The sequence below is a fragment of the Streptomyces sp. NPDC002306 genome (assembly GCF_053593435.1).
Window position 1 is genome coordinate 225,841 of the sequence record NZ_JBSFCK010000005.1, and the last position, 24,213, is coordinate 250,053.

Sequence of the window (24,213 nt, forward strand, 5' to 3'; positions counted from 1 at the left end):
CGCGGGCACGGGCGCGGTGGCGGTGGCGGTGGCGGAGGACACGGCGGGCCGGGGGCGGGGCCCCGGGCTCACGGTGGGGGCAGTACCTCGCACAGGGCCTCGACCGCCGCCCCGTACGTGTGGTCCGACGGAGTCGCGTACCCCACCACCAGCCCGTCCGGCGCCGTCATGTCCGTCTCCGGGTGCCGGAACGCGGCGAGGCCGTCCAGCGCGACGCCCTGCCAGGCGGCCGCCTTCACGGCGGACCGCTCGGTGCCCGGCGGCAGCCGGAGCACCGCGTGCAGACCGGCCGCGACCCCGGTGACCTCGACCTGCGGGGCCCGCGCGGCCAGCGCCTCGACGAGCCGGTCGCGGCGGCTGCGGTAACGCTGCCGCATCCGCCGCACATGACGGTCGTACGACCCCGAGACGATGAAGTCGGCGAGACTCAGCTGGTCCGGCACGCTCGCCCACGCCTCACGTTCGCCCTTGGCGGCCAGAACGGCGCCGACATGACGCTCCGGCAGGACCATCCACCCCAGCCGCAGCGCGGGCGACAGGCTCTTGCTGACCGAGCCGATGTGGATCACCCGGTCGGGGTCGAGGCCCTGGACGGCGCCGACCGGCTTGCGGTCGTAGCGGAACTCCCCGTCGTAGTCGTCCTCGACGATCACGCCGTCACGCGCGCGTGCCCAGTCGATCACCGCGGCCCGGCGCGCGGCGTGCAGGGGCCCGCCCGTCGGGAACTGGTGCGACGGCGTCAGGAGCACGCCCCGCTCACGCCCCAACCCCTCCACGCGCGCCCCGTGTTCGTCCAGAGGCAGGGGCACGGTCCGTACGCCCGCCGCCGCGAGCACCTCCCGGTGGAAGCCCAGCCCGTACGCCTCGACGGCCAGCGGCCCCCGCAACACGCCTCCCGCGCCCTGGCCGAACAGCAGCCGCAGAGCGTGCGCGAAGCCGGAGCAGATCACGATCCGGCCCGGCTCCGTACGGACGCCACGCGCGCGTGCCAGGTACTCGGTGAGCGCCTCCCGCAGTTCCCCGCGGCCGGCGGGGTCGCCCGGCCCGAACACCTCGCTGGGCGCCTGCTGGAGGGCCCGCCGGTAGGAGGCCAGCCAGGCCGCGCGCGGGAACGACGACGCGTCCGGAGCGCCCTGCCGCAGGTCGTGCCGTGGACCACCCGCGCGTGACGGTGCCTTCCTGGGCACGCGCGCGGCCCGGCGCAGGGGTTCGGCCCGCTCCGCCACCCGCGTGCCCGAGCCCTGGCGCGCGGTCAGCCAGCCCTCCGCGACGAGCTCCGCGTACGCGTCCGCCACCGTGTTGCGGGCGACCCCGAGATCGGCCGCGAGCGAGCGGTACGGCGGCAGCCGCGTGCCGGGCGCCAGCCGGCCGTCGCGCACGGCTTCGCGCAGCGCCCGGATGAGTGCGGCCCGCCGTCCGCCCGAGCCGGACGGCGACAGCTCCAGATGCAGGTCACTGCCGATCCGCTCCGCCGAATTGACCCACGATTCCGTCACGGAAATGCACCCTACTAGGGGTCTTTCCGGGCCGTAGGTTGATGCACATGACGACGCACACGAACGCGAACACCGCCCCGCACACGAACGCGCACACGGACGCGATGGTGGGCCCGCACGCGGACGCGATGAGCCGCCTCGACCTCGCGAAGGCCGCTCCGAAGGTCTTCCGCGCGCTCATCGGCTTCGACGCCGCCGCCCGCGACGGCCTCGACCCGGCCCTCGTCGAACTCGTGCAGATCCGCGCCTCGCACCTCAACCACTGCGCGTACTGCCTCCACATGCACACCAACGACGCCCGCAAGGCCGGCGAGAGCGAGGACCGGCTGCACATGGTCGCCGTCTGGCGCGAGGCCCGCCACTTCTTCACCGAGCAGGAGCAGGCGGCCCTCGCCCTGACCGAGGCGGTGACCCTGGTGGCCGACGCCGGTGTCCCCGACGCCGTCTACGCCCGGGCCGCGGCCCTCTTCGACGAGCGCGAACTGGCCCACCTGCTGGCCCTGATCCTCGCCATCAACACCTGGAACCGCGTGGCCCTGTCCACGGCGAAGGTGGCGGGCACGGACGAGCGCCGTTAGGACCCTTCGTCCGGATCAGGTCGGTCGCGGCCGGGCGGCAGGCCGACCGGCGGGCCGACCGGCGGGCCGACCGGCGGGCCGGGCGGCAGGCCCTGGCCACGGCCCCACCGCCGCGGATCGTTCAGGCGGTCATGGACCGTTCAGGCGGCCATGGATTGTTCAGACGGCCATGGGCCGGTCGTGCGGTCCGATCGGTGCCGGCAGGCATGAACTCCCGTTCAGATAGCGGTCGACGGCTGCGGCCACCGCCCGCCCCTCCGCGATCGCCCACACGATGAGCGACTGCCCGCGGGCCGCGTCCCCGGCGGCGAACACCCCGGGCACGTTCGTCGCGAAGCCGCCGTCCCGGCTGATCGTGCCCCGCGGTTCGAGCCCCAGCCCCAGCTGGTCGATGAGCCCGTCCTCGCGGACGGGTCCGGAGAAGCCGAGGGCCAGCAGCACGAAGTCGGCGGGGAGCGTCCGTACGGAGCCGGTCAGCGGTTGCCGCCGCGCGTCCACCTCGACCAGGTGCAGCGAGCGCACATGCCCGTCCCCGTCGCCGGTGAAGCGGAGCGTGGACGCCGCGAACAGCCGCGCGTCCGCGTCCGCCGCCGGCGCCGTCTCCAGGTCGCGCGCCTCCTCGTGCGCGGCCGACAACCGGTAGACCTTCGGGTACGTCGGCCAGGGCTCGATGTCCTCGTCGCGGTCGGCGCCCGGCAGCGCGTAGATGTCCAACTGCGTGACGGACGCCGCCCCGTCACGCACCGCCGTGCCCAGACAGTCCGCGCCGGTGTCACCGCCGCCGACGATCACTACGTGCTTCCCCGCGGCCGACATCGGGGACGCCTGGAGGTCCCCCTCGCACACCCGGTTGGCCAGCGGCAGATACTCCATCGCCTGATGGATGCCGGTCAACTCCCGCCCAGGGACGGTGAGTTCCCGCCACGCCGTGGCTCCCGTGGCGATCACCACGGCGTCGTAGCGCGACCGCAGTTCGGCGGCTCCGACATCCCGGCCGACCGCCGTCGACGTGCGGAACTTGGTTCCCTCGCCCCGCATCTGCTCCAGCCGCCGCTCCAGATGGACCTTCTCCATCTTGAACTCCGGGATGCCGTACCGCATCAGGCCGCCGAGCCGGTCGTCCTTCTCGTACAAGGCGACGGTGTGTCCGGCCCGCGTCAGCTGCTGGGCCGCGGCGAGCCCGGTGGGGCCCGAGCCGATCACCGCCACCGTCCGCCCGGAGAGCCGGTCCGGTGGCCGGGGGGAGAGGAAACCCTCCGCCCAGGAGCGGTCGGCGATCGCGCACTCCACGTTCTTGATGGTGACGGCCGGCTGGTTGATCGCGAGCACGCACCCCGCCTCGCAGGGCGCCGGACACAACCGTCCGGTGAACTCCGGGAAGTTGTTCGTGGCGTGCAGCCGCTCGCTCGCCGCCCGCCAGTCCTCCCGGGAGACCAGGTCGTTCCACTCGGGGATCAGGTTGCCCAGCGGGCAGGCGTCGTGACAGAACGGAATGCCGCAGTCCATGCAGCGGTCGGCCTGCTTGCTGATGATGGGCAGCAGCGCCCCCGGCACGTAGACCTCGTCCCAGTCCCGGACCCGTTCCTCGACCGGCCGGCGGGGCCATTCCTGGCGGGGCGTGGTCATGAAACCCTTGGGATCGGCCATGGCCGTCTTCCTTGCCTGCGCGTGCGGCGGGCCGTACAAATCGGGCGGCACCCCTGCGGCAACGATACGTCCGCTCGCCCACCCCCGCAGAGTGGCCGAGAGCGCCTTCCGCCACGGGCGCCCGAGCGGACCGGTACCCGCTCGGGACCGGGACGCCGGCACACCGGCGCGGGCTCCGGCCGGCTCCCGCCCGGGACCGGCGCACCGGCGGCTCCGGCCGGTGCCCGCTCGGGACCGGCGCCCGATCCGGCCGGTTCCCGCTCGGGACCGGTTCCCGCTCAGACCAGCGCCAGCAGGTACACGACCGCGGCCGCGGCCGAGGCCAGCGCCCGCACGTGGTTCCATCGCGTCCACTCGCGCACGTACACCGGCCAGTACGTGCCCGCTTCCGGAGTGCCCGCCTCCAGCTTCGCCAGCTGATCGTTGCGGGGCACGTTCGCGGCCACCGTCACCCCGAACGAACCGACCAGGTACAGCGCGCTGCCCAGCAGCAGCTCGACGGTCCCGTCGTCGGGCCACAGGACGAACGTCACCACGGCGATCACCACGCACAGCGCGGCCACCCCAAGAAACACGATCATGAACGCGGCTGTCATGGCGGAGGAGTTGACCGCCTTCATCGCCGCGACCCCCTGGGCCGGCGGAAGCGCCGCCAGCCCCCGCATCACCAGCACCGAGAAGGCGAAGAACACCCCGGCCATCACCGCCGAGCCGAGGACACCCAGTGTCGCCAGTACCAAGTACGGTCCGTCGATCATTTCTACGTCAGCTCCCGCCCGTCGAGCCGAGATCTTGCCCGGCCCCCTCCGCCACCACAAGTGAAATCGCATATGTGAACACTGGTCATGGTCGAGAAACGCGGGGGCATCGGAGCGACCGTCCGTCCCGCCCGTCCCGCCCGGCCCGCCCGCGCCGCCCGCCTCCCTCTTGCCCCCCGCCCCCGCCCCCATCCCCGCTCCCGCCCGTCCTGTCATCCCGCGCGTGCGCCCCGCATGCCCGCCCGCCCCGCCCGCCTCGCTCCTCCCGCTCGTCCGTCGCTCACTCGGTGGAGCCGGGTTCGCCCTGCCGCCATCCGTCCAGTGCCGACCACACGTCCGCCGCGATCCGCCGCCGCGCCTCGTGCCGCGGCACACCGTCCATCAGCAGGTGGTCGTACGGCGTGTCCAGATGCCGTACGGAGGCCACGACCGCCGAGACCACGGCCCCCTCGGAGAGCGCCCGCCCGGCCGCGCTGCGGCCGACCCGGCCACTGCCCCGCGCCGACGCGTGCGCCGCGACGGCCCGCGCCCGTCCGGCCGGACAGCCAGGAAACAGGCGTCGTATCTCCGCCGCGAACGCATCCGTGAACCGCGCGTCCTCGGCCGCCCGTCGCCGGGCGTCCCGTACCCGGCGCCGTCGCCGCGCCTCCGCGTCCGCCAGGCAGCGCTCCTCCGCCCGGGCCAGCGCGGCCTCCTCGACCAGGACACCCTGACGCTCGTACCGCGCCTTGCGCCGGTTGAACCGCACGACCACCGCCGACAGCGCGCTCTCCTCCCGGGACCTGCGGGTCAGAGCCGTGTCGCCGCGCGGCAGGAACACCAGATGCCCCAGATCGGCGCAGTCGAGGCAGCGGGGCACCCCGCCTTCGAGGACGAGCATCGGCAGCGGCCCACGACAGCATCCGGCACACTGCTTTCGCCGCTGCGGCTGGAAGACGAGGAGTCCGTCACCGGTCGTACGACTTGGGAGGAGCGCCATACCGCCTTCATTCCCGCCGGTGGGCCCGTTCCCACGCCCCACCCGGACCGTCGGGCGCCGCCCCGTCGGCGGACATCGGCTCCGGCGTACGGACATCGGCTGCGGTCGGCCGCCGCCGGACGCAGGGCCGCCGATGCATCATGGCCGTGTGCGACTCGAAGCGATCACCTGGGAACGGCTCGGCGACCTCCTCGCCGAGCGGCTGCTCGACCTGAAGTCGGGCGACGGCGGTGCCTGGCCGCGGATCGCCTTCGACGGCGCCCCGGCGGCCCGCCCCGGAGATCTCGCCGAGCGGGTCGGCGAAGCCCTGCGTGTGCGCGGTCGGCCGTCGCGTGTCGTGGCCACGGAGGACTTCCTGCGCCCTGCCTCGCTGCGGCTGGAGTACGGCCACCACGACGTGGAGGCTTATTACAACGGCTGGTTCGACACCGGCGCCCTCTGGCGCGAGGTGTTCGGTCCCCTCGAACCGGGCGGTGACGGCCGGATCCTGCCCGACCTCTGGGATCCCGCCACCGACCGCGCCACCCGCAGTCCCTACGTCCAACTCCCGCCCGGCGGATTCCTGTTGCTGCACGGCCCCCTCCTGCTGCGCCACTGGTTCCCGTTCGACCTGACCGTCCACGTCCTCCTCTCCCCGCCCGCCCTGCGCCGCCGTACCCCCGAGGCCGACCACTGGACGCTGCCCGCCTTCGAGCAGTACGAGCAGGAGACCGACCCCGTCGGCACGGCCGACGTCCTGGTGCGCGCCGACGATCCACGCCACCCCGCGTGGGGCGGTTGATCCGGTCCGGAAGCCGCGCGACCTCCGCGGCGATCCCCGTATCAGCCCGTCGGTCCCTGCCTCGCCGATCCACACATATCGGCCGTGGGCCGCTCGGCCTGGACGCCGCCCGGGCCGAGACCGCCGGTCAGAGCCAGCCGTTGCGCCGGAAGCCGCGGTACAGCACCAGGCAGGCCGTCACGATCACACCTATGACCAAGGGGTAGCCGAACCGCCAGTGCAGCTCGGGCATATGGTCGAAGTTCATCCCGTACAGCCCGCAGACCATCGTCGGTACGGCGATCACCGCCGCCCACGCGGTGATCTTCCGCATGTCCTCGTTCTGCGCGACCGTGACCTGCGCGAGGTGCGCCTGAAGAATGGAGTTGAGCAGTTCGTCGAACGCGGCGATCTGCTCCGTGGCCCGCAGCAGGTGGTCGGAGACATCGCGGAAGTAGGCCTGTATCTCCGTGTCGACCACCCGCATCGGCCGGTCGGAGAGATCCTGGAGCGGCCGGGAGAGCGGGACCACCGCCCGCTTCAGCTCCAGGAGTTCCCGCTTGAGCTGATATATGCGCCCCGGGTCGGCCCGTCCGCCGTCCGCCGCGAAGACGTCCGTCTCCACACAGTCGATGTCCTGGTGCACGGAGTCGATGACACGGAGGTAGTCGTCGACCACATGGTCCGCGACCGCGTGCAGCACCGCGGACGGACCCTTCGCGAGCTGGGCGGGGTCGCTCTCCAGCTCCTCGCGCAGCGGACCCAGTGAGCCGTGCCGGCCGTGCCGCACCGTGATCACGAAGTCATGGCCGACGAACACCATGATCTCGCCGGTGTTCACCACCTCGCTGGTCGCGGTGAGTTCCTCGTGCTCGACGTAGCAGACCGATTTGAACACCGCGAACAGCGTCTCGCCGTACCGCTCGACCTTGGGGCGCTGGTGGGCCTCGACCGCGTCCTCGACGGCGAGCGGATGCAGGTCGAACAGTTCGGCGATGCCCGCGAACTCCTGGTCCGTGGGCTCGTGGAGGCCGAGCCAGACGAAGCCGTCGCCGCTCTTGCGTACCCGCTGCACTGCGTCGACCAGGTCGTGCCCGCCCGGGGCCCGCACGCCGTTCCGGTAGGTCACGCAGTTCACCACGGAGGAGCCCAGTGGGGACCGCACGGGGTGGCTCAGGTCGACGCGCGGGCGCCGCCGAGCCAGCCGTGCGACCCTGCGGAGGCCGCTGACGCTGCCGAGGCCTGTGACCCTCCGCAGATTCCCTGCCATGGACATCCGGCTCTCCTTGCGTGGATCTCCTCGCGCCGTGTTTCCGCGCCCTGGCGTGTCAGTTTGCCAGGCCTGGGTGAAGGCTGGGAAAGCCTGTGGGAATGGAGTATTCCGCTCCGCTCCACGGCTGTGGACGCACCGGTCCTCTCCTGTGAAGGAACCGCGTCCTGGCCGCTGTCGGCCCCGCGCAGCCGAAGCCGGAGCCGCCCCGAAGCCGGGCGCGGGCTGGGACGCAGGACGGGGCGGCGCCTTGAGGTGCCGGAAACCGGGCAGCCGTCAGGGTGGCTCGTCGCGTCGGAGCGTCGACCGCCTGGGACAAGCGGGGCAACTGGGATGATCACAGCATGACGCGAACCGACGGATATCTCCTCGACAACCAGCAGACCGAGGCGGCGGAGCGATTCGACGCCTTCGCTGACCTGTTCGACCCCACGACCTTCCGGCACCTGGAAAGACTCGGTGTCGGGCCCGGCTGGCGCTGCTGGGAAGTCGGCGCCGGCGGTACCTCCGTGGTGTCCTGGCTGGCCAAGAAGGTCGGACCGACCGGCAAGGTCGTCGCGACCGACATCGACACCTCGCGGTTCGCCGACACGGCCCGTCCACCGGTCGAGGTACGGGTCCACGACGTGGGTACGCAGGAGCCGCCGGTGGAGGGCTTCGACCTGGTACACGCCCGGCTCGTCCTCGTCCATGTACCGGACCGGGAGAGGGCGTTGCAGTCGATGATCAGGGCCCTGCGCTCCGGCGGACGGCTCCTGCTCGAAGACGCCGACCCCGCGCTTCAGCCCCTCCTGTGCCCCGACGAGCACGGCCCCGAGCAGCGATTGGCGAACCGGTTGCGGCACGGCTTCCGCAAACTTCTCGCCGACCGCGGTGCCGACCTCTCCTACGGGCGCAAGCTCCCGCGCCTGCTGCGCGAGGCCGGGCTGCACCAGGTCGAGGCCGACGCGTACTTCCCGGTCACCTCACCCGCCTGCGCGGCCTTGGAATCCGCCACGGTCCGTCAGATCCGCGGCCGGCTCGTCACCGCCGGCCTCGCCACGGACGAGGACATCGACCGGCATCTGGCGAACGTGGCCTCGGGCAGCATGGACCTGGCCACAGCCCCGATGATCTCGGCGTGGGGACGCAAGGCGTAGGCAGGCCGACCCCAGCTCAGATTTCGGGCCCGTACCACTGCCGAGTTCGGGCCCGTACCGGTTCGGATTTAGGGACCGCACCGATGACGAGTTCGGTCCCATACCCATACCGAGTTCGGGCCCCCACCGTCGTGTGCCCGAGTTCGTACCGTGTCCGCGCCCCGCGCCCCGGGCCCCTGTCGGCATCCGGAGACGCTCGACTCTACGCTCAGCCGCTCAGCCGCTCAGCCGCTCAGCCGTTCGGGCCTCACCCGGAGCCGGGTGGCCTCCCGCCTATCCGTTCGACCGCCCGCGCCCCCGCTCGGCACCCGTCCGCCGCCGCCTCCTCGGGTGCGGCGCCGGCGAGCAGAGCGGCGAGGAAGGCGCCGGTGAAGGCGTCGCCCGCTCCCGTGCTGTCCCGGGGTGTCGCCGGCACGGCGGGAACGCGGGCCCGCACAGTGCCGGACCGGGCCACCAGCGCACCGTCGGCGCCCTGTTTGGCGACCACCAGCGGGACGTGGCGGCTCAGCTTGGCCGCCGCGTCCGTCGCGTCGGGCAGTCCGGTGAGCAGACACGCCTCATCCCGGCTCGGCAGCAGGACCTCCACCTCTTCGACGAGGTCCAGGAAGCGGTCGACACCCAGACCGACGAGGAATCCGGCCGACGCGGGATCCAGGCTCACCGGCACGCCACGCGCGCGTGCCGACTCCAGGGCCGCGGCCACCAGCCCCCGGCTGGGTTCCGAGAACAGCAGGTAGCCCGACAGGTGGAGCCACGCGACCCCGTCGAGCAGCGCATCCGACCAGTCGCCCGGGTCGAGCCGCAGGGACGCGCCGCTGTCCGTGAGGAACGTCCGCTCGGCCGCGGCTCCTGTGTCGACCAGACAGACCACCGTCCCGGTCGGCGCCTCGGGGTCCACGACCAGCCGAGGCCGCACCCCGTGGCGGGTCAGTTCCCGCTCGTGCCACGCGGCCGCGTCCGTGCCCACCCGTCCGAGGAGCCGCACGTCGGGGCAGCCTCCGTGGGCCGCCCAGCACGCCACGTTGGCGCCCGCGCCACCGGGCAGCGTCAGGATCGTGGCGGCCGTGTCGGTGCCGGAGGCGAGCGGTTCCCGATGCCGGGCGACGATGTCGGTGACCACGTCTCCCACGACCAGCAGCGCGCCGTCCCGTCGGACTGTCACCCCGCCGCCCACGCCACGGCGACCCGGCCCGCCAGCCGTACGTTGCCGCGCACGGCCGCCAGATTGGCGCTCAGCGAGGCACCGTCCGTGTGGCGCACGAGGTAGCCGAGCAGGAACGGTGTGACCGCCTGCCCGGTGACCCCCTCCTCCTCGCACGCGTGCAGCGCGTCCGCGAGCACCCGCGCGTGCAGCCCGGGATCCAGCTGCTCGTCCTCGGGGACCGGGTTGGCGACGATCAGCGCCGACTCCGGGCCGCCGACCGCGTCCTGCGCCCGCATCACCTCCGCCACCTGTCCCGGGGTGTCCAGTCGCCAGTCCACGGGATGGCCCGAGTCGGACAGATAGAAGCCGGGGAAGCGGTCCGTGCTGTATCCGGCCACCGCGACTCCCAGCGTCTCCAGCCGCTGGAGTGTCGCCGGTACGTCAAGGATGGACTTCACGCCCGCGCACACCACCGTGATCCGGGTGCGCGCCAGCAGGCCCAGGTCCGCCGACTCGTCCTGCGTCACCGTCCACTCGCGGTGCACCCCGCCGAGTCCACCCGTCGCGAACACCCGTACGCCCGCGAGCGTGGCCAGCAGTGCCGTCGCCGACACGGTCGTCGCCCCGCTCGCCCCGGAGGCCACCGCGAGCGACAGGTCACGATGGCCGAGCTTGCGGATCCCGTCCTCGTTCGCGACCCGTTCCAACTGGTCCTTGTCGAGCCCTACGTGGGGCAGCCCGTCGAGCACGGCGATCGTCGCCGGTATGGCGCCTTCCTGCCGTACGGCCGCCTCCAGTTCCAGCGCCACCTGAAGGTTGCGCGGGCGTGGCAGCCCATGCGCGATGATCGTGGACTCCAGCGCCACCACTGGTCGACGGGCGTCGATCGCTTCCCGTACCTCTTCGGACACCTTCAGCACCACGCGCCTGCCTCCTGTCGTGCGGTTCTCCCTCATCTCTGGCGGGTGGCGCGCCAGGTCAAACCCTCGCGGCGGGCGAGGGGACGGTAGCGGGCGACACCGGACGGCGGAGGCGTCGCTCAGAACGGTGGTCGGGGGCGCGGCGCGGAGCGGGGCTCAGAAGAGCGGCTCGGGTAGTACCCCTTCCAGAGCGAGCAGCTTCCGCTTGGTCTCCAGGCCGCCCCCGAACCCACCGATGCCGCCGTCCCTCTCGACGACCCGGTGGCAGGGCACGACCACGGGGAGCGGGTTGGAACCCATCGCCACACCCACCGCCTGGGCCGCGCCCGGCTGGCCGACCCGGCCCGCCAGATCGCCGTAGCCGACGACCGCGCCGAACGGGACACCGGAGGCCAGCTCCCGCAGCACCTGCCGGTTGAACCCTGAGATCAGCGACCAGTCCAGGGGCAGATCGAAATCGCGCCGCGCACCCGCGAAGTACGCCTCGACCTGGCGTATGGCCTCCGCCAGCAAGGGGGAGTCGGGGGCTTCGACGGGCTCGGTGCCCAGTCGGTCGGCGAGCCGGCCCAGCGCCTTGTCGCGTACCTCGTCCGTGGCGTGGAACACGACGTTGACCAGGCCCTCCCCGGTCGCGGCCAGCAGCAGCGGACCGATGTCGGTGGCGACGACGGTCCACACGACCTGCTGCTCGTACCGCCCATGGCTGTTCATGCGTCCCACCGTACGACCCGCCACTGACAGCGCCCCGCGAACGGGCCTACGGCGACAGTCCCGCGAACGCACAAGGACGACGCACCCCTGGTGGTCAGCACCCGGACAGGGCCTGCCGCACCACGTCGGGCTTGTTGCTGATGACCCCGTCGACGCCGTAGCGGGCGACCCGCCGGGCGGTCGCCGCGTCGTCGACGGTCCAGGCGGAGACCTTCATCGGACTGCCGTGCGGCCCGGTCAGCGCGTGGACCGTGGACACATAGGCCCGGGACAGGGACGCGTTCGAGGGGTTGATCTCGTCGGCGAACGCCGCGTACGTGCGCAGGTCCGCCACGGACGGCCTGCCGAGGAACCCGGTCCGGACGTCGGGCCTGAGGCCGTGGACGGTGCGCAGGCTGTCCGCGCTGAAGCTCTGCACGATCAGCCGGTGGGCGAGGTGCTCCCGGTCGAGCCAGCCCGTGTCGCCGAGGAGCTCGAGGATCTGTGCCTCGATGCCCGGGTAGAGCTCCGGATTCTTGATCTCCAGGAGCAGGTTCTGGTGGTTGCCCTCGACGCGGCGCAGGTACTGCTCCAGCGTCGGCACGCGCGTGCCGACGTAGCCGGGGGCGAACCAGCTCCCCGCGTCCAGGCGGGCGATCTCGGCGGCCGTGAGGTCCCTCACCTTCCAGGGAGAGCGGCCGGGGAAGACCTTCTTCACATCGGTCGTGCGCGTGAGGCTGTCGTCGTGGATCACCACGAGCCGGCCGTCCCTGGTGCGCTGCACGTCGTTCTCCACCCAGCCGACACCCAGCGCGGCGGCCCGGTCGACGGCGGCCAGGGTGTTCTCGGGGGCGTAGGCGGAAGCGCCCCGGTGGGCGATGACCGTGGGCTGCGGGCCGGTGTGGGCCCGGGCGTCGGAGGAGGGGGTCAGCAGGGTCACGGTGGCCAGGAGCGCGGTCGTCAGGGCGGCAACTGCGCGCGCGTACATGCGGACTCCTCGCGTCGGTCGATCACGGACAGCTCAACTGTGACAGCAGAGAGTCGACGGCGAGGGGTGTACGGGATGGCCGGGGATTGAATGGAGTTGCCCAAGTCCGCTCACTGATACCGCACATGTGAGGCAATGACGTGTTTCTTTGCCGGAATATCGTTCGACCATTCCGGTGGGGGTCATACTCTCTGCCTGAACCCTGACCGCTCGTGCGGTCCTGGGAGGGGGGCTTATTTCGGGGAATTCCAGGACGTAACAGGGCGGAAGGGCTGCCGCGCATGCAAGGCACGGTCGACGGATTCAGCTACGGGCTCGTCACACCGGTGGTGGCGTATCTCATGGCCTGCCTCGGTGGCGCCCTCGGCCTGCGGTGCACCACCAGAGCCCTGCTCGTCGCCCATTCCTGGCGCCTGGGCTGGCTGGCCCTCGGCTCGGCCGCGATCGGCTCCGGCATATGGACCATGCACTTCATCGCCATGATGGGCTTCTCGGTCCACGAGGCGCCGATCCACTACGACAAACCGACGACGTACGCCAGTCTTGGCGTCGCCATCGTCATGGTGGGTGTCGGGATCTTCATCGTCGGCTACCGGGGCGCCAGCGGAACGGCCCTCTTCACCGGGGGCACGATCACCGGTCTCGGGATCGCCTCGATGCACTACCTGGGCATGGCCGGCATGCGGCTGAACGGGAAGCTGGAGTACAACACCCTCACCGTCGCCGCCTCCGTCGTCGTCGCGATGGTCGCCGCCACCGCCGCCCTGTGGGCGGCCGGCCAGGTCAGGGGCCTGCTCTGGAGCGTCGGCGCGAGCCTCGTGATGGGGCTCGCCGTCAGCGGCATGCACTACACGGGGATGGCCGCCCTCAGCGTCCACCTCCACACGACGCCCTACGCCACCCCCGGGGACTCGCCCGCGTCACTGCTGGCGCCGATGCTCATCGGCCCGCTCGCCTTCCTCTGCCTCGCCGGCGCCGTCGTGGTGTTCGATCCACTGATGATCACGGGAAAGCCCGCCGGGCCCGCAACCGAGCACAAGCCCGGCGTCCCGGCCCATCCCGCGGTGGGGCACTCCGCCCGCCGCGTCCCGCTCAGGCCGCGGCGGGACCCGGCGCGGGGCCGCTCGAAGACCGCGCAGGGCCGCTGATCCGACCCCGTTGTCAGTGGGGGGTCGTACGGTGGACTCCATGCGGCCCGTTTCCCACATCGAACGCACGGTGGCGCCCTTCGAGGTCGTCAGCCCCTACCAGCCCAACGGTGACCAGCCAGCGGCCATCGCCGAGCTGGCCCGGCGCATCGAGGCCGGTGAGAAGGACGTCGTCCTGCTGGGCGCGACCGGCACCGGCAAATCCGCCACCACCGCGTGGATGATCGAGAAACTCCAGCGCCCCACCCTCGTGATGGCGCCGAACAAGACCCTGGCCGCCCAGCTGGCGAACGAGTTCCGCGAACTGCTGCCGAACAACGCGGTCGAGTACTTCGTCTCGTACTACGACTACTACCAACCAGAGGCCTACGTCCCGCAGTCGGACACCTACATCGAGAAGGACTCCTCGATCAACGAGGAGGTCGAGCGGCTGCGCCACTCCTCGACCAACTCGCTGCTCACCCGCCGCGACGTGATCGTGGTCGCCTCGGTCTCCTGCATCTACGGCCTCGGCACCCCGCAGGAGTACGTGGACCGGATGGTCCAGCTCAAGGTCGGCGACGAGATCGACCGCGACCAGCTGCTGCGGCGTTTCGTGGACATCCAGTACACCCGCAACGACATGGCGTTCACCCGCGGAACCTTCCGGGTCCGTGGCGACACCATCGAGATCTTCCCGGTCTACGAGGAGCTCGCGGTCCGCATCGAGATGTTCGGCGACGAGATCGAGGCGCTGTCCACCCTGCACCCGCTCACCGGCGAGATCATCAGTGACGACGAGCAGCTGTACGTCTTCCCCGCCACCCACTACGTCGCCGGCCCCGAGCGCATGGAGCGGGCCGTCAACGACATCGAGAAGGAGCTCGGGGAGCGTCTGGCCGAGCTGGAGAAGCAGGGCAAACTCCTGGAGGCGCAGCGCCTGAGGATGCGGACCACGTACGACATCGAGATGCTCCGCCAGATCGGCAGCTGCTCCGGCGTCGAGAACTACTCGATGCACTTCGACGGCCGCGAGCCAGGTTCCCCGCCGAACACCCTGCTCGACTACTTCCCCGACGACTTCCTGCTCGTCATCGACGAGTCGCACGTCACCGTGCCGCAGATCGGCGCCATGTACGAGGGTGACGCCTCTCGCAAGCGCACCCTCGTCGACCACGGCTTCCGGCTGCCCTCGGCCCTCGACAACCGCCCGCTGAAGTGGGAGGAGTTCCAGGAGCGCGTCGGACAGACGGTCTATCTGTCGGCGACTCCCGGCAAGTACGAGCTCTCGCGCGGGGACGGCGTCGTCGAACAGATCATCCGGCCCACCGGGCTCATCGACCCGGAGGTCGTCGTCAAGCCCACCGAGGGGCAGATCGACGACCTGGTCCACGAGATCCGGGCGCGGGTCGAGAAGGACGAGCGCGTCCTGGTCACCACGCTCACCAAGAAGATGGCCGAGGACCTCACCGCCTACTTCCTGGAACTCGGCATCCAGGTGCGCTATCTGCACAGCGACGTCGACACCCTGCGCCGCGTCGAGCTGCTGCGCGAACTGCGCTCCGGCGAGTTCGACGTCCTCGTGGGCATCAACCTGCTGCGTGAGGGGCTCGACCTGCCCGAGGTCTCCCTGGTGGCGATCCTCGACGCCGACAAGGAGGGCTTCCTGCGCTCCGGGACCTCCCTGATCCAGACCATCGGCCGCGCCGCGCGCAACGTGTCCGGCGAGGTCCACATGTACGCCGACAAGATCACTCCGGCGATGGAGCGGGCCATCGACGAGACCAACCGGCGGCGCGAGAAGCAGGTCGCCTACAACACGGCGAACGGCATCGACCCGCAACCGCTGCGCAAGAAGATCAACGACATCGTGGCGCAGATCGCGCGCGAGGACGTCGACACCGAGCAGCTGCTCGGCTCCGGCTACCGCCGGGCGAAGAAGGACGGGCACGGCACCAAGGCCCCGGTGCCCTCCCTCGGCGGCAAGGCGGCCAAGGGAGCGAAAGCCGGCAAGGCCGCCAAGGGCAAGGACAAGGAGACGGTGCCGACCGACCGTCCGGCGGCCGACCTCGCCGAGCAGATCGAGGAGCTGACGCAGCGCATGCGCGCCGCCGCAGCGGACCTTCAGTTCGAGATCGCCGCCCGGCTGCGCGACGAGGTGTCGGAGATGAAGAAGGAACTGAGGCAGATGCGGGAAGCGGGCCTGGCCTGATTTCACTGCTCCGTCGGACCCCGGTGTAGCGCGCTGTGTTGCAAGACCGACACAAAGTGCGGACCGGGGTTCGGTGCGGTAGGTGCCTCTGCGTAGGGTTCTGGACTACCCGCGGAATCCGCGGCAACAGGGGACAGTTCGAGAGGGGAAGAAGCCGTGACCGTCAACATGACCAAGGGTCAGGCCATCAGTCTGCAGAAGAACGACGGGGGCAGCCTGACCGCGGTCCGTATGGGTCTCGGCTGGCAGGCGGCACCCCGGCGCGGCCTGTTCGGTTCGCGCACCCGGGAGATCGACCTCGACGCCTCCGCCGTCCTGTTCGCGGACAAGCAGCCCGTCGACGTCGTGTTCTTCCGCCACCTGGTCAGCGACGACGGCTCGGTGCGCCACACCGGCGACAACCTCGTCGGCGGTGTCGGCCAGGGTGGCGACGACGAGGCCGTGCTCGTCGACCTTCAGCGCGTCCCGGTCCACATCGACCAGATCGTCTTCACCGTGAACTCCTTCACGGGCCAGACCTTCCAGGAAGTGCAGAACGCGTTCTGCCGTCTGGTCGACGAGACCAACGGCCAGGAACTCGCCCGCTACACGCTGGCCGGCGGCGGCTCCTACACCGCCCAGGTCATGGCCAAGGTGCACCGGTCCGGCTCCGGCTGGTCGATGACGGCCCTCGGTACCCCGGCCAACGGCCGCACCTTCCAGGACCTGATGCCGGCGATCCTGCCGCTGCTGTAGGACGACCGGCGCTGGCGGCACAGGACACGACACGGCGACAGCAGGGGGCGAAGGCGATGACGGCCGAGCTGGTGCGGGGGCAGAACCACCCGCTCTCCCAGGTCCGTCTGGAGATCCGAGTGTCGGCGGGCACGCCCGTCGTGGCCGCCGCCACGCTCGGCGACGAGCAGGGCAGGATCCACGGCGCCGAGTGGGTCGCCCACCCGGGCGCCCCCGCCCTGCCCGGTCTGGAGGTCTCCCGTCAGGCGGCCGCCGACCACCGCCTCGCGGTGGACCTGGCCGCCATGCCGGAGACCGTGCACCGCCTCAGCGTGCTGCTCGCCCTGCCCGACGGCATCGGCCCGGCCCGCTTCGGCGTGGTCGCGGCGCCGTTCGTCGCCGTCACGGGACTGGACGGCACCGAGGTCGCCAGTTACACCATCACCGGCCTGGACGCCGAGACAGCCGTCGTCGCCCTGGAGCTCTACCGCAGACAGGGCGCCTGGAAGGTGCGCGCCGTCGGCCAGGGATACGCGGGCGGCCTCGCCGAACTCCTCACCGACCAAGGCCTGCCCGAGGCCCGGCCTCTCGCGGCCGGTGTCCAGGAGGCGGTGGCCGAGGGACTGGCCCGCTCGGTCCAGGCGCCCTCGCCGCGCGCGGTGGACGGCGACCGCTCCCGGCAGCCCGCCGCCCGTGGCCCGGAACACGGCGGCACGGCGACCCAGGGCGCCACCGGTCCCGTACCGTCGCAGCCCACGCCGGTGCCCCAGGACCCGTACGCCCTGCATCCGCCCGGCGTACCGGGACAGCCCGCCTATCCGGGCGGCCCCACGTCGGCCGACGCCCTCACGCCCTCCGCCGCCGCGGCCGATCCCTCCGCCGTCACGGCGCCCTCCGCGCCCACCGGCGCGACCGGTCCGATCGACTACAGCCATCCCCGTCGGCAGAACTCCGCTCCGACGCCCCCGCCCTCCGCGCCCCCGGCCGCGCCCGGGCAGCCAGCGCGGCCGGTCGCGGGCGACGCCACCGGCTGGTCCATGGACGAGCGGCTCTACAACCAGGTGTGGGGCATGTTCGAGGACCTCGCCCGCACCACGGCCGCCTATCGCAGTGCCGTCGACTTCGCCGACTCCCGCCGGGACAAGGAGCTCGACCAGGTGCTGTCCGACCCGCGCAGCCGGATCGGCGGACAGGGCGACGCCGCGCGGGAGGCGGCCCACGCCAAGTACAGCCTGCTCGTCGACCAGGCCACGCAGGCCCTGGACCGGGATCTCGCCCAGCTCAGCGCCGAGGCCGAGGTCGTCGAGCCCGCGCTGCCACCCGCGTACGCGGGCTGGGGCAGCCCCGTCTGGCACGGCTACCGGGTGCCGATGGAGATGCCCATGGCGGTCCGCATCGGCGACCTCCACCTCCCCGAGGCGTCTCAGCTGCGCATCCCGATGCTGGTCAGGCTGCCGTTGGAGCGCGGTCTGTGGATCGACAGCGGACAGGCCGGATCGTCCGACGGTTCGTTCGCCGACGCTCACGACCTGCGGCACCTCGCGATGGAGACAGCGGTGGCGCACGCCGCCCGGCTGCTCGCCGTGCACCCGGCGGGCGAGTTCACCGTCCACGTGATCGACGCGGCGGGTTCGGCGGCCCGCCCGCTCGCGCCGCTGGTGCGCAGCGGTGTGCTCGCCACCCCGCCCGCCGTCGGCGCCGCGGGTGTGGCGGACGTCCTGGGCCGGCTCACCCAGCGTGTGGACCTGGTACAGATGGCGGTGCGCGCCGGCGCCGCCGACTCGCTGCCGCCGGGCTTCGACCCCTCGCAGCAACTGCTCGTCGTGAACGACTTCCCGCACGGTTTCGACGACCGCGCCGTGACCCAGCTGCGCTATCTCGCCGACGAGGGCCCGGCCGTCGGCGTCCACCTGATGATGGTGGCCGACCGCGAGGACGCCGCCGGTTACGGTCCGTTGCTGGACCCGCTGTGGCGCTCGCTGCTGCGGCTGACCCCGTTGCCGGACGACCACCTCGCCGACCCGTGGGTCGGGCATGCCTGGACGTACGAGCCCTCGCTCGTACCGTCCGGCAGCCAGGTCCTCCAGAGCGTGCTCACACAGGTGGCGGCGGCCCGTCACGGGCGGCACGGATAGCCGCTTCCGCGCTTACGTCAAGCGTATGTAAAGTGCTCTGACCTGCATATTTGAGCCTTCTTTTGCCTAGCGCTTTACCTTTCCTTGGTGATTGGGGTACTGTTTTCCGTACGGAGGGGAGTACTCCCTATCTGCTGCGGCGTACCCGTCAATACGGATCTGGCCAGATCCCGGGGCGTCGGCCCGTGTGGCTGCACAGGCGCTCCGAGCGCCGGGTCCGGGGTGGAAGAGACCTCCGGCAGCGCGACGACGCTGACTACTTGCCGTTACGTACTGCCGGAGGCGCAGTGGATGTTTCCCTGACCCTGTGGGTCCTGACCATCGCGGGCCTTGCCGCCCTGATCGCGGTCGACTTCTTCATCGGCCGCAAACCGCACGACGTGTCCATCAAGGAGGCGGGCATCTGGACGATCGTCTGGATCGCCCTCGCCGGGCTCTTCGGCCTCGGTCTCTTCCTCTTCGGTGGCGGCCAGCCCGCCGGAGAGTTCTTCGCGGGCTTCATCACCGAGAAGTCGCTGAGCGTCGACAACCTCTTCGTCTTCGTCCTGATCATGGCGAAGTTCGCGGTACCCACGCAGTACCAGCAGCGGGTACTCCTCGTCGGCGTGCTCATAGCCCTGGTCCTGCGGGCCGTCTTCATCGCCGCGGGCGCCGCGATCCTCGCCAACTTCACCTGGGTGTTCTACATCTTCGGTGCCTTCCTGATCTGGACCGCCTGGAAGCTGATCAAGGAGGCCCGCGCCGACCACGACGACGAGGAGTTCGAGGAGAACAAGCTGCTCAAGGCGGCCGAACGTCGCTTCGGCGTGGCCGACCGCTACCACGGCACCAAGCTGTGGATCCAGCAGAACGGCAAGCGGGTCATGACCCCGATGCTGGTCGTGATGCTCGCGATCGGTACGACGGACGTGCTGTTCGCCCTCGACTCCATCCCGGCGATCTTCGGCCTGACCCAGGACCCCTACATCGTCTTCACGGCCAACGCGTTCGCGCTCATGGGCCTCAGGCAGCTGTACTTCCTCATCGGCGGCCTGCTGAGGAAGCTGGTCCACCTCTCCTACGGCCTGTCGATCATCCTGGGCTTCATCGGCGTCAAGCTGGTGCTGCACGCGCTGCACGAGTCCGGGGTGCACGTCCCGGAGATCAGCATCCCGGTCTCGCTCGGCGTGATCTGCTCCGTCCTGATCGTCACCACGATCACCAGTCTGCGCGCCTCACGGAAGCAGACGGCGGCCGAGACGGCGCGCAGCGGTGGCGAAGGCGCTCCGAAGGACAGCATCGACGTCTGACCACGTCAGGCGTAGGAACAACCACCACGGGGAGGGGTGCGCGGCTGATTGCCGCCACCCGCTCCCGGTGCTTCGTTGGGTGCTGAGCGTGCCCCCGGCCGGGGGCACCCCGCCGGGTGGAGGCACTCATGAAGTTCGTACAGATCGTCGACTTCGAGACCGACCGCATCGACGAGATGCGCGCGCTGGCCGAGGACGCGGACCAGCGCCTCGCCGACCGCGACGGCGGCCCCACACATCGTCTCGTCCTCCAGGACAGGAACCAGCCGAACCGCTATCTCGTGGTGATCGAGTTCGACTCGCACGAGGAGGCCATGAGCAACAGCGACGACCCCGAGACGGGCAAGTTCGCCGAGCAGCTGGCGGGCCTGTGCACCCGGCCACCGTCCTTCACCGACTGTGACGTGGTGGAGAGCACGGATTTCTAGACGAACGAGTTCCGGTGGCGGCGATCCTGATCCAGGAGCCGCAAAATGCGGACGACGAACGCCTCTGCGACGATCGCTCCATGATCGCTCGGCTCAGGTCGCTCACCACGCAGTGGACGTCGCTCGTGCCGGTGATCGCGATCGTCCTGCTCGTCCTCACCTGGGGGCGCGACCTGCCCGGCGTGATGGTCGCCCTGGTCACCGTGGTCCTGGCCGGCGCCGTACTGGCCGCCGTGCACCACGCCGAGATGGTCGCGCACCGGGTGGGCGAACCCTTCGGCTCCCTGGTGCTCGCCGTCGCCGTCACGATCATCGAGGTCGCCCTGATCGTCACCCTCATGGCCGACGGCGGGGACAAGAGCGCGTCGCTCGCCAGGGACACGGTCTTCGCGGCCGTGATGATCACCTGCAACGGCATCGTCGGACTGAGCCTCCTCGTCGCCTCGCTGCGCCACGGCACGGCGATCTTCAACCCCGAGGGAACCGGCGCCGCCCTCGCGACGGTCGCGACACTGGCCACGCTCAGCCTGGTGCTGCCCACGTTCACCACCAGCAAGCCGGGCCCCGAGTTCTCCTCCGTACAGCTCACCTTTGCCGCGGTCTCCTCACTGATCCTGTACGGCCTGTTCGTGGCGACCCAGACCGTGCGGCACCGCGACTACTTCCTGCCGATCGCCCGGCAGGGCGGAGTGATCACCGCGGACGACCACGCCGAGGCGCCGTCCCGCCGCGACGCGCAGCTCAGCCTCGGACTGCTGGGCCTCGCCCTGATCGGGGTCGTGGGCCTCGCCAAGGGGGTGTCGCCGACGATCGAGTCGGGCGTGCAGGCCGCCGGACTGCACCAGGCCGTGGTCGGCGTGATCATCGCACTGCTGGTGCTGCTCCCCGAGACCATCGCCGCGCTGCGGTCCGCCCGCCGCGACCGGGTGCAGACCAGCCTCAATCTCGCCCTCGGCTCCGCGATGGCCAGCATCGGTCTGACCATCCCCGCGGTCGCCCTCGCGTCCATCTGGCTCTCCGGACCGCTCGTCCTCGGCCTCGGCTCCACCCATATGGTGCTGCTCGCCCTGACCGTGGTGGTGAGCTCGCTGACCGTGGTGCCGGGCCGGGCCACACCACTCCAGGGCGGCGTGCACCTGGTGCTGTTCGCCGCCTACCTGGAACTGGCGATCAACCCCTGAGGCGATCAACCCCTGACCGGCGCCGGCTTCCCGGGGCGCCCGCGGCCGACAGCCGTTCCCTGCCGGACCCCGTGCCTGCCCCGGGACCGGCGGTCGGTGTCAGACCGGAGCCGGCGCGGGCACCCGTACCGGACGGGTCTCCGGCAGCAGGGCGAAGCAGACGAGGCTGAGCAGCGAGACGGCCGTCAGATAGGCGCCGACGGCCCACGGGACGCGCCCGCCGTGTTCGGCGAGCGCCGTCGCCACGATCGGGGTCAGCGCGCCGCCGAGGACGCCGCCGAGGTTGTAGCCGACCGCGGCGCCGGTGCAGCGCACCCGCGGCTCGTACAGTTCCGGCAGATAGGCGGCGATCACGGCGAACATCGTGATGAACGCGATCAGCGCGCCCAGGAAGCCGAGGAACATCAGCAGCGGCTCGCCGGTGGACAGGAGCGCCACCATCGGGAACATCCACAGGACCGAGCCCGCGCACCCGGCCAGGCACATCGGCCGCCGCCCGAAGCGGTCGCCCAGCATCGCCGCCAGCGGCGTCAGCGAGCCCTTCACCACCACCGCCGCCATGATGCAGGCGAGCATGACCGTGCGGTCCACCCCGAGCCGTTCCGTCGCGAAGGCGAGGGACCAGGTCGTCACGGCGTAGAAGATCGCGTATCCGGCCGCGAGCGCGCCCGCCGTGAGCAGCACCAGCCGCCAGTGGTCGCGCGTGACCTCGGCGAGCGGCATCCGCGCGGGGTCGTCGATCTCCAGGAAACGGGGACTCTCGGTGAGCGACGAGCGAAGCCACAGCCCCGCGACGGCCAGCAGCCCGGCCGCCCAGAACGGCACCCGCCACCCCCACTGGGCGAACTGCGCGTCGGACAGCGTCGCCGACAGGACCAGCATCACGCCGTTGGCCAGCACGAAACCCACCGCGGGCCCGATCTGCGGGAAGCCGGCCCACAGCCCGCGCCGTTCCGCCGGCGCGTGTTCCGCGGTGAGCAGCACCGCCCCGCCCCACTCCCCGCCGAGCCCCAGCCCTTGCAGAAACCGCAGGACGAGGAGCAGTACGGGAGCGGCCACGCCGATCGTGTCGTACGACGGGACGCAGCCGACCGCGACCGTCGAGGCGCCGGTCAGCAGCAGGGACGCGACGAGCACCGGCCGCCGTCCGCGCCGGTCCCCGATGTGCCCGAACAGCACCGAGCCCAGCGGTCGCGCCACAAAACCCACGCCGAACGTGCCGAAGGCGGCCAGCGTCCCCGCCAACGGAGAGAACGTGGGGAAGAACAGGGGCCCCAGGACCAGCGCCGCGGCGGTCCCGTAGACGAAGAAGTCGTAGAACTCGATGGCCGTTCCGGCGAGCGAGGCGGTCGCGAGCCGCAGCATGCCCGGCTTTCTTACGGTGTGTACATCGCGCATGCCGCGTCAACTACCCACGGTGACCATGGGTTACGGGGGCGCGCGGGAGCGCGGCCGGGGACAGGGGCATCGTGATAGACCGGGGGCGAACGGCGTTCCCGAGGGGCCGCCCTGGTGGACGCACCGCTCGAACGGACCGGAGGAACCGTGCCCCGCACCCTGGCCAACGCCCCGATCATGATCCTCAACGGACCCAACCTGAACCTCCTGGGGCAGCGCCAGCCGGAGATCTACGGCTCCGACACGCTCGCCGACGTCGAAGCCCTGTGCGTCAAGGCGGCTGCCGCGCACGGCGGCACGGTGGACTTCCGGCAGTCCAACCACGAGGGCGAACTGGTCGACTGGATCCACGAGGCCCGCCTGAACCACTGCGGCATCGTCATCAACCCGGGCGCCTACTCGCACACCTCCGTCGCGATCCTCGACGCGCTCAACGCCTGCGACGGCCTGCCGGTGCTGGAGGTCCACATCTCCAACATCCACCGGCGCGAGTCGTTCCGGCACCACTCCTACGTCTCGCTGCGCGCCGACGGTGTCATCGCGGGGTGCGGGGTGCAGGGGTACGTGTTCGCGGTGGAGCGGGTCGCCGCGCTGGCCGGGCCGGTGCGGGCCGACGCGTAACCCGCCGCTACAGGCGGCCCGCCTCCACGATCCGCCGCAGGAAGCGTCTGGTGCGCTCCTGCTGCGGGTCGCCGAAGAGCCGCTCGGGGGTGCCGCGTTCCAGCACCACGCCTCCGTCCAGGAAACAGACCTGGTCCGCGACCTCGCGGGCGAAGCCCATCTCGTGGGTGGCGAGCACCATGGTCATGCCGTCGTCCTTCAGATCGCGGACGACGTCGAGGACCTCGCCCACGAGTTCGGGATCCAGGGCGGCGGTGACCTCGTCGAGGAGCAGCAGCCGGGGGCGTACGGCCAGGGCGCGCGCGATCGCCACCCGCTGCTGCTGGCCGCCGCTCAGCCGGTCGGGGTAGTCCCCGGCCCGGTCCGCGAGCCCGAGCCGCTCCAGCAGTTCCCCGGCCCGCTCCTCGGCCCGCGCGCGGGAGACGCCGTGCACCCGGCGCGGGGCGAGCGTGATGTTCTGCGACACCGTCATGTGCGGGAACAGGTTGTACGCCTGGAAGACCACGCCGATACGGCGGCGTACCGCGTCCCGGTCCACGCGCGGATCGGTGATCTCCTCGCCGTCCAGCCAGATCGCGCCGTCGTCGACGTCCTCCAGGAGGTTCGCGCACCGCAGCAGGGTGGACTTGCCGGAGCCGGAGGCGCCGATCAGCGCGGTCACCGTGTGCGGGGCGACCGCGAGGTCGACGTCCCGCAGGACGACGGAGCCGCCGAAGGTCTTGCGGACGGACTCCATCCG

At 71.5% G+C, this 24,213-nt stretch carries 22 protein-coding genes; 11 read left to right on the forward strand and 11 right to left on the reverse strand.

Going from position 1 to position 24,213, the window contains the following annotated elements; genetic code table 11:
• Nucleotides 1-68: 68 nt before the first annotated feature.
• Entirely contained in the window at nucleotides 69-1,496 is a 1,428-nt protein-coding gene (pdxR, locus tag ACWCQK_RS13030) for a MocR-like pyridoxine biosynthesis transcription factor PdxR (protein ID WP_451155018.1), read from the reverse strand.
• 41 nt (nucleotides 1,497-1,537) lie between these two features.
• Here pdxR and ACWCQK_RS13035 point away from each other — a divergent pair, with 41 nt between their 5' ends.
• Nucleotides 1,538-2,074 (forward strand): carboxymuconolactone decarboxylase family protein, encoded by a 537-nt coding sequence (locus ACWCQK_RS13035; protein ID WP_451155020.1) that lies wholly within the window; start codon nucleotides 1,538-1,540, stop codon nucleotides 2,072-2,074.
• Nucleotides 2,075-2,233: 159 nt separating this feature from the next.
• Here the strand turns inward: ACWCQK_RS13035 and ACWCQK_RS13040 are convergent, their stop codons facing one another.
• The 3 genes from ACWCQK_RS13040 to ACWCQK_RS13050 form a co-directional block, all read right to left on the reverse strand.
• Nucleotides 2,234-3,721 (reverse strand): glutamate synthase subunit beta, encoded by a 1,488-nt coding sequence (locus tag ACWCQK_RS13040; protein WP_451155022.1) that lies wholly within the window; start codon nucleotides 3,719-3,721, stop codon nucleotides 2,234-2,236.
• A gap of 278 nt (nucleotides 3,722-3,999) precedes the next feature.
• Nucleotides 4,000-4,479, reverse strand: a complete 480-nt coding sequence (locus ACWCQK_RS13045; protein WP_451155024.1) for an anthrone oxygenase family protein — start codon at nucleotides 4,477-4,479, stop codon at nucleotides 4,000-4,002.
• Between the two features lie 280 nt (nucleotides 4,480-4,759).
• On the reverse strand, nucleotides 4,760-5,458 hold the full coding sequence (locus tag ACWCQK_RS13050; RefSeq protein ID WP_451155026.1) for a DUF2293 domain-containing protein: 699 nt from the start codon (nucleotides 5,456-5,458) through the stop codon (nucleotides 4,760-4,762).
• 133 nt (nucleotides 5,459-5,591) lie between these two features.
• Here ACWCQK_RS13050 and ACWCQK_RS13055 point away from each other — a divergent pair, with 133 nt between their 5' ends.
• Nucleotides 5,592-6,239: a uridine kinase gene (locus tag ACWCQK_RS13055; protein WP_451155028.1), complete on the forward strand. Its 648-nt coding sequence runs from the start codon at nucleotides 5,592-5,594 to the stop codon at nucleotides 6,237-6,239.
• Between the two features lie 127 nt (nucleotides 6,240-6,366).
• Here the strand turns inward: ACWCQK_RS13055 and ACWCQK_RS13060 are convergent, their stop codons facing one another.
• Nucleotides 6,367-7,494, reverse strand: coding sequence for a magnesium and cobalt transport protein CorA (locus ACWCQK_RS13060; protein WP_451155030.1), 1,128 nt, complete (start codon nucleotides 7,492-7,494; stop codon nucleotides 6,367-6,369).
• Nucleotides 7,495-7,832: 338 nt separating this feature from the next.
• Between ACWCQK_RS13060 and ACWCQK_RS13065 the strand changes: the two genes are divergently transcribed.
• Entirely contained in the window at nucleotides 7,833-8,627 is a 795-nt protein-coding gene (locus ACWCQK_RS13065; RefSeq protein WP_451155032.1) for a methyltransferase domain-containing protein, read from the forward strand.
• A 247-nt stretch (nucleotides 8,628-8,874) separates the two neighbouring features.
• Here the strand turns inward: ACWCQK_RS13065 and ACWCQK_RS13070 are convergent, their stop codons facing one another.
• The 4 genes from ACWCQK_RS13070 to ACWCQK_RS13085 form a co-directional block, all read right to left on the reverse strand.
• The gene (locus tag ACWCQK_RS13070; protein ID WP_451155034.1) at nucleotides 8,875-9,801 is read right to left on the reverse strand and encodes a carbohydrate kinase family protein; all 927 of its coding nucleotides are present in this window, start codon (nucleotides 9,799-9,801) and stop codon (nucleotides 8,875-8,877) included.
• The gene (locus tag ACWCQK_RS13075; RefSeq protein WP_451155036.1) at nucleotides 9,786-10,694 is read right to left on the reverse strand and encodes a pseudouridine-5'-phosphate glycosidase; all 909 of its coding nucleotides are present in this window, start codon (nucleotides 10,692-10,694) and stop codon (nucleotides 9,786-9,788) included. Before ACWCQK_RS13075 ends, ACWCQK_RS13070 begins: the two co-directional genes overlap by 16 nt.
• 153 nt (nucleotides 10,695-10,847) lie before the next feature.
• Nucleotides 10,848-11,402, reverse strand: a complete 555-nt coding sequence (locus ACWCQK_RS13080) for a methylated-DNA--[protein]-cysteine S-methyltransferase (protein ID WP_451155038.1) — start codon at nucleotides 11,400-11,402, stop codon at nucleotides 10,848-10,850.
• Nucleotides 11,403-11,496: 94 nt separating this feature from the next.
• Entirely contained in the window at nucleotides 11,497-12,369 is an 873-nt protein-coding gene (locus ACWCQK_RS13085) for a glycerophosphodiester phosphodiesterase (RefSeq protein WP_451155040.1), read from the reverse strand.
• Nucleotides 12,370-12,650: 281 nt separating this feature from the next.
• Between ACWCQK_RS13085 and ACWCQK_RS13090 the strand changes: the two genes are divergently transcribed.
• The 7 genes from ACWCQK_RS13090 (at nucleotide 12,651) to ACWCQK_RS13120 (ending at nucleotide 21,455) form a co-directional block, all read left to right on the forward strand.
• Nucleotides 12,651-13,517 (forward strand): MHYT domain-containing protein, encoded by an 867-nt coding sequence (locus tag ACWCQK_RS13090; RefSeq protein WP_451155042.1) that lies wholly within the window; start codon nucleotides 12,651-12,653, stop codon nucleotides 13,515-13,517.
• Nucleotides 13,518-13,557: 40 nt separating this feature from the next.
• Complete coding sequence (gene uvrB, locus ACWCQK_RS13095; RefSeq protein WP_451155044.1) at nucleotides 13,558-15,708, forward strand: excinuclease ABC subunit UvrB; 2,151 nt, start codon at nucleotides 13,558-13,560, stop codon at nucleotides 15,706-15,708.
• A 156-nt stretch (nucleotides 15,709-15,864) separates the two neighbouring features.
• Nucleotides 15,865-16,443 (forward strand): TerD family protein, encoded by a 579-nt coding sequence (locus tag ACWCQK_RS13100; protein ID WP_385783563.1) that lies wholly within the window; start codon nucleotides 15,865-15,867, stop codon nucleotides 16,441-16,443.
• A 56-nt stretch (nucleotides 16,444-16,499) separates the two neighbouring features.
• Nucleotides 16,500-18,557 carry a TerD family protein gene (locus ACWCQK_RS13105; protein WP_451155046.1) on the forward strand — a complete coding sequence of 686 codons (2,058 nt, stop codon included), beginning with the start codon at nucleotides 16,500-16,502 and terminating at the stop codon, nucleotides 18,555-18,557.
• A gap of 287 nt (nucleotides 18,558-18,844) precedes the next feature.
• Nucleotides 18,845-19,846 carry a TerC family protein gene (locus tag ACWCQK_RS13110; protein WP_451155048.1) on the forward strand — a complete coding sequence of 334 codons (1,002 nt, stop codon included), beginning with the start codon at nucleotides 18,845-18,847 and terminating at the stop codon, nucleotides 19,844-19,846.
• A 128-nt stretch (nucleotides 19,847-19,974) separates the two neighbouring features.
• Nucleotides 19,975-20,274: a hypothetical protein gene (locus tag ACWCQK_RS13115; RefSeq protein WP_451155050.1), complete on the forward strand. Its 300-nt coding sequence runs from the start codon at nucleotides 19,975-19,977 to the stop codon at nucleotides 20,272-20,274.
• 80 nt (nucleotides 20,275-20,354) lie between these two features.
• A complete protein-coding gene (locus ACWCQK_RS13120) occupies nucleotides 20,355-21,455 on the forward strand; it encodes a calcium:proton antiporter (protein ID WP_451155052.1) in 1,101 nt (366 codons plus the stop codon).
• Between the two features lie 99 nt (nucleotides 21,456-21,554).
• Here the strand turns inward: ACWCQK_RS13120 and ACWCQK_RS13125 are convergent, their stop codons facing one another.
• Entirely contained in the window at nucleotides 21,555-22,853 is a 1,299-nt protein-coding gene (locus ACWCQK_RS13125) for an MFS transporter (RefSeq protein WP_451155054.1), read from the reverse strand.
• A 147-nt stretch (nucleotides 22,854-23,000) separates the two neighbouring features.
• On the opposite strand from ACWCQK_RS13125, the gene aroQ reads away from it, so the two are divergent.
• Nucleotides 23,001-23,474, forward strand: a complete 474-nt coding sequence (gene aroQ, locus ACWCQK_RS13130) for a type II 3-dehydroquinate dehydratase (protein ID WP_451155056.1) — start codon at nucleotides 23,001-23,003, stop codon at nucleotides 23,472-23,474.
• Between the two features lie 7 nt (nucleotides 23,475-23,481).
• Here aroQ and ACWCQK_RS13135 read toward each other — a convergent pair whose 3' ends face one another.
• The gene (locus ACWCQK_RS13135; RefSeq protein WP_451155352.1) at nucleotides 23,482-24,210 is read right to left on the reverse strand and encodes an amino acid ABC transporter ATP-binding protein; all 729 of its coding nucleotides are present in this window, start codon (nucleotides 24,208-24,210) and stop codon (nucleotides 23,482-23,484) included.
• Between the last annotated feature and the right edge of the window lie 3 nt (nucleotides 24,211-24,213).

Excerpts from the sequence above, each read along its gene's own strand:
- ACWCQK_RS13105 (WP_451155046.1), top strand. The coding sequence starts at position 16,500 with ATGACGGCCGAGCTGGTGCGGGGGCAGAACCACCCGCTCTCCCAGGTC.
- uvrB (WP_451155044.1), top strand. The coding sequence starts at position 13,558 with ATGCGGCCCGTTTCCCACATCGAACGCACGGTGGCGCCCTTCGAGGTC.
- ACWCQK_RS13085 (WP_451155040.1), bottom strand. The coding sequence starts at position 12,369 with ATGTACGCGCGCGCAGTTGCCGCCCTGACGACCGCGCTCCTGGCCACC.
- ACWCQK_RS13040 (WP_451155022.1), bottom strand. The coding sequence starts at position 3,721 with ATGGCCGATCCCAAGGGTTTCATGACCACGCCCCGCCAGGAATGGCCC.
- ACWCQK_RS13125 (WP_451155054.1), bottom strand. The coding sequence starts at position 22,853 with ATGCGCGATGTACACACCGTAAGAAAGCCGGGCATGCTGCGGCTCGCG.
- ACWCQK_RS13115 (WP_451155050.1), top strand. The coding sequence starts at position 19,975 with ATGAAGTTCGTACAGATCGTCGACTTCGAGACCGACCGCATCGACGAG.
- ACWCQK_RS13080 (WP_451155038.1), bottom strand. The coding sequence starts at position 11,402 with ATGAACAGCCATGGGCGGTACGAGCAGCAGGTCGTGTGGACCGTCGTC.
- ACWCQK_RS13120 (WP_451155052.1), top strand. The coding sequence starts at position 20,355 with ATGATCGCTCGGCTCAGGTCGCTCACCACGCAGTGGACGTCGCTCGTG.
- ACWCQK_RS13090 (WP_451155042.1), top strand. The coding sequence starts at position 12,651 with ATGCAAGGCACGGTCGACGGATTCAGCTACGGGCTCGTCACACCGGTG.
- ACWCQK_RS13050 (WP_451155026.1), bottom strand. The coding sequence starts at position 5,458 with ATGGCGCTCCTCCCAAGTCGTACGACCGGTGACGGACTCCTCGTCTTC.
- ACWCQK_RS13060 (WP_451155030.1), bottom strand. The coding sequence starts at position 7,494 with ATGTCCATGGCAGGGAATCTGCGGAGGGTCACAGGCCTCGGCAGCGTC.
- ACWCQK_RS13065 (WP_451155032.1), top strand. The coding sequence starts at position 7,833 with ATGACGCGAACCGACGGATATCTCCTCGACAACCAGCAGACCGAGGCG.
- ACWCQK_RS13135 (WP_451155352.1), bottom strand. The coding sequence starts at position 24,210 with ATGGAGTCCGTCCGCAAGACCTTCGGCGGCTCCGTCGTCCTGCGGGAC.
- ACWCQK_RS13035 (WP_451155020.1), top strand. The coding sequence starts at position 1,538 with ATGCACATGACGACGCACACGAACGCGAACACCGCCCCGCACACGAAC.
- ACWCQK_RS13045 (WP_451155024.1), bottom strand. The coding sequence starts at position 4,479 with ATGATCGACGGACCGTACTTGGTACTGGCGACACTGGGTGTCCTCGGC.
- ACWCQK_RS13055 (WP_451155028.1), top strand. The coding sequence starts at position 5,592 with ATGCATCATGGCCGTGTGCGACTCGAAGCGATCACCTGGGAACGGCTC.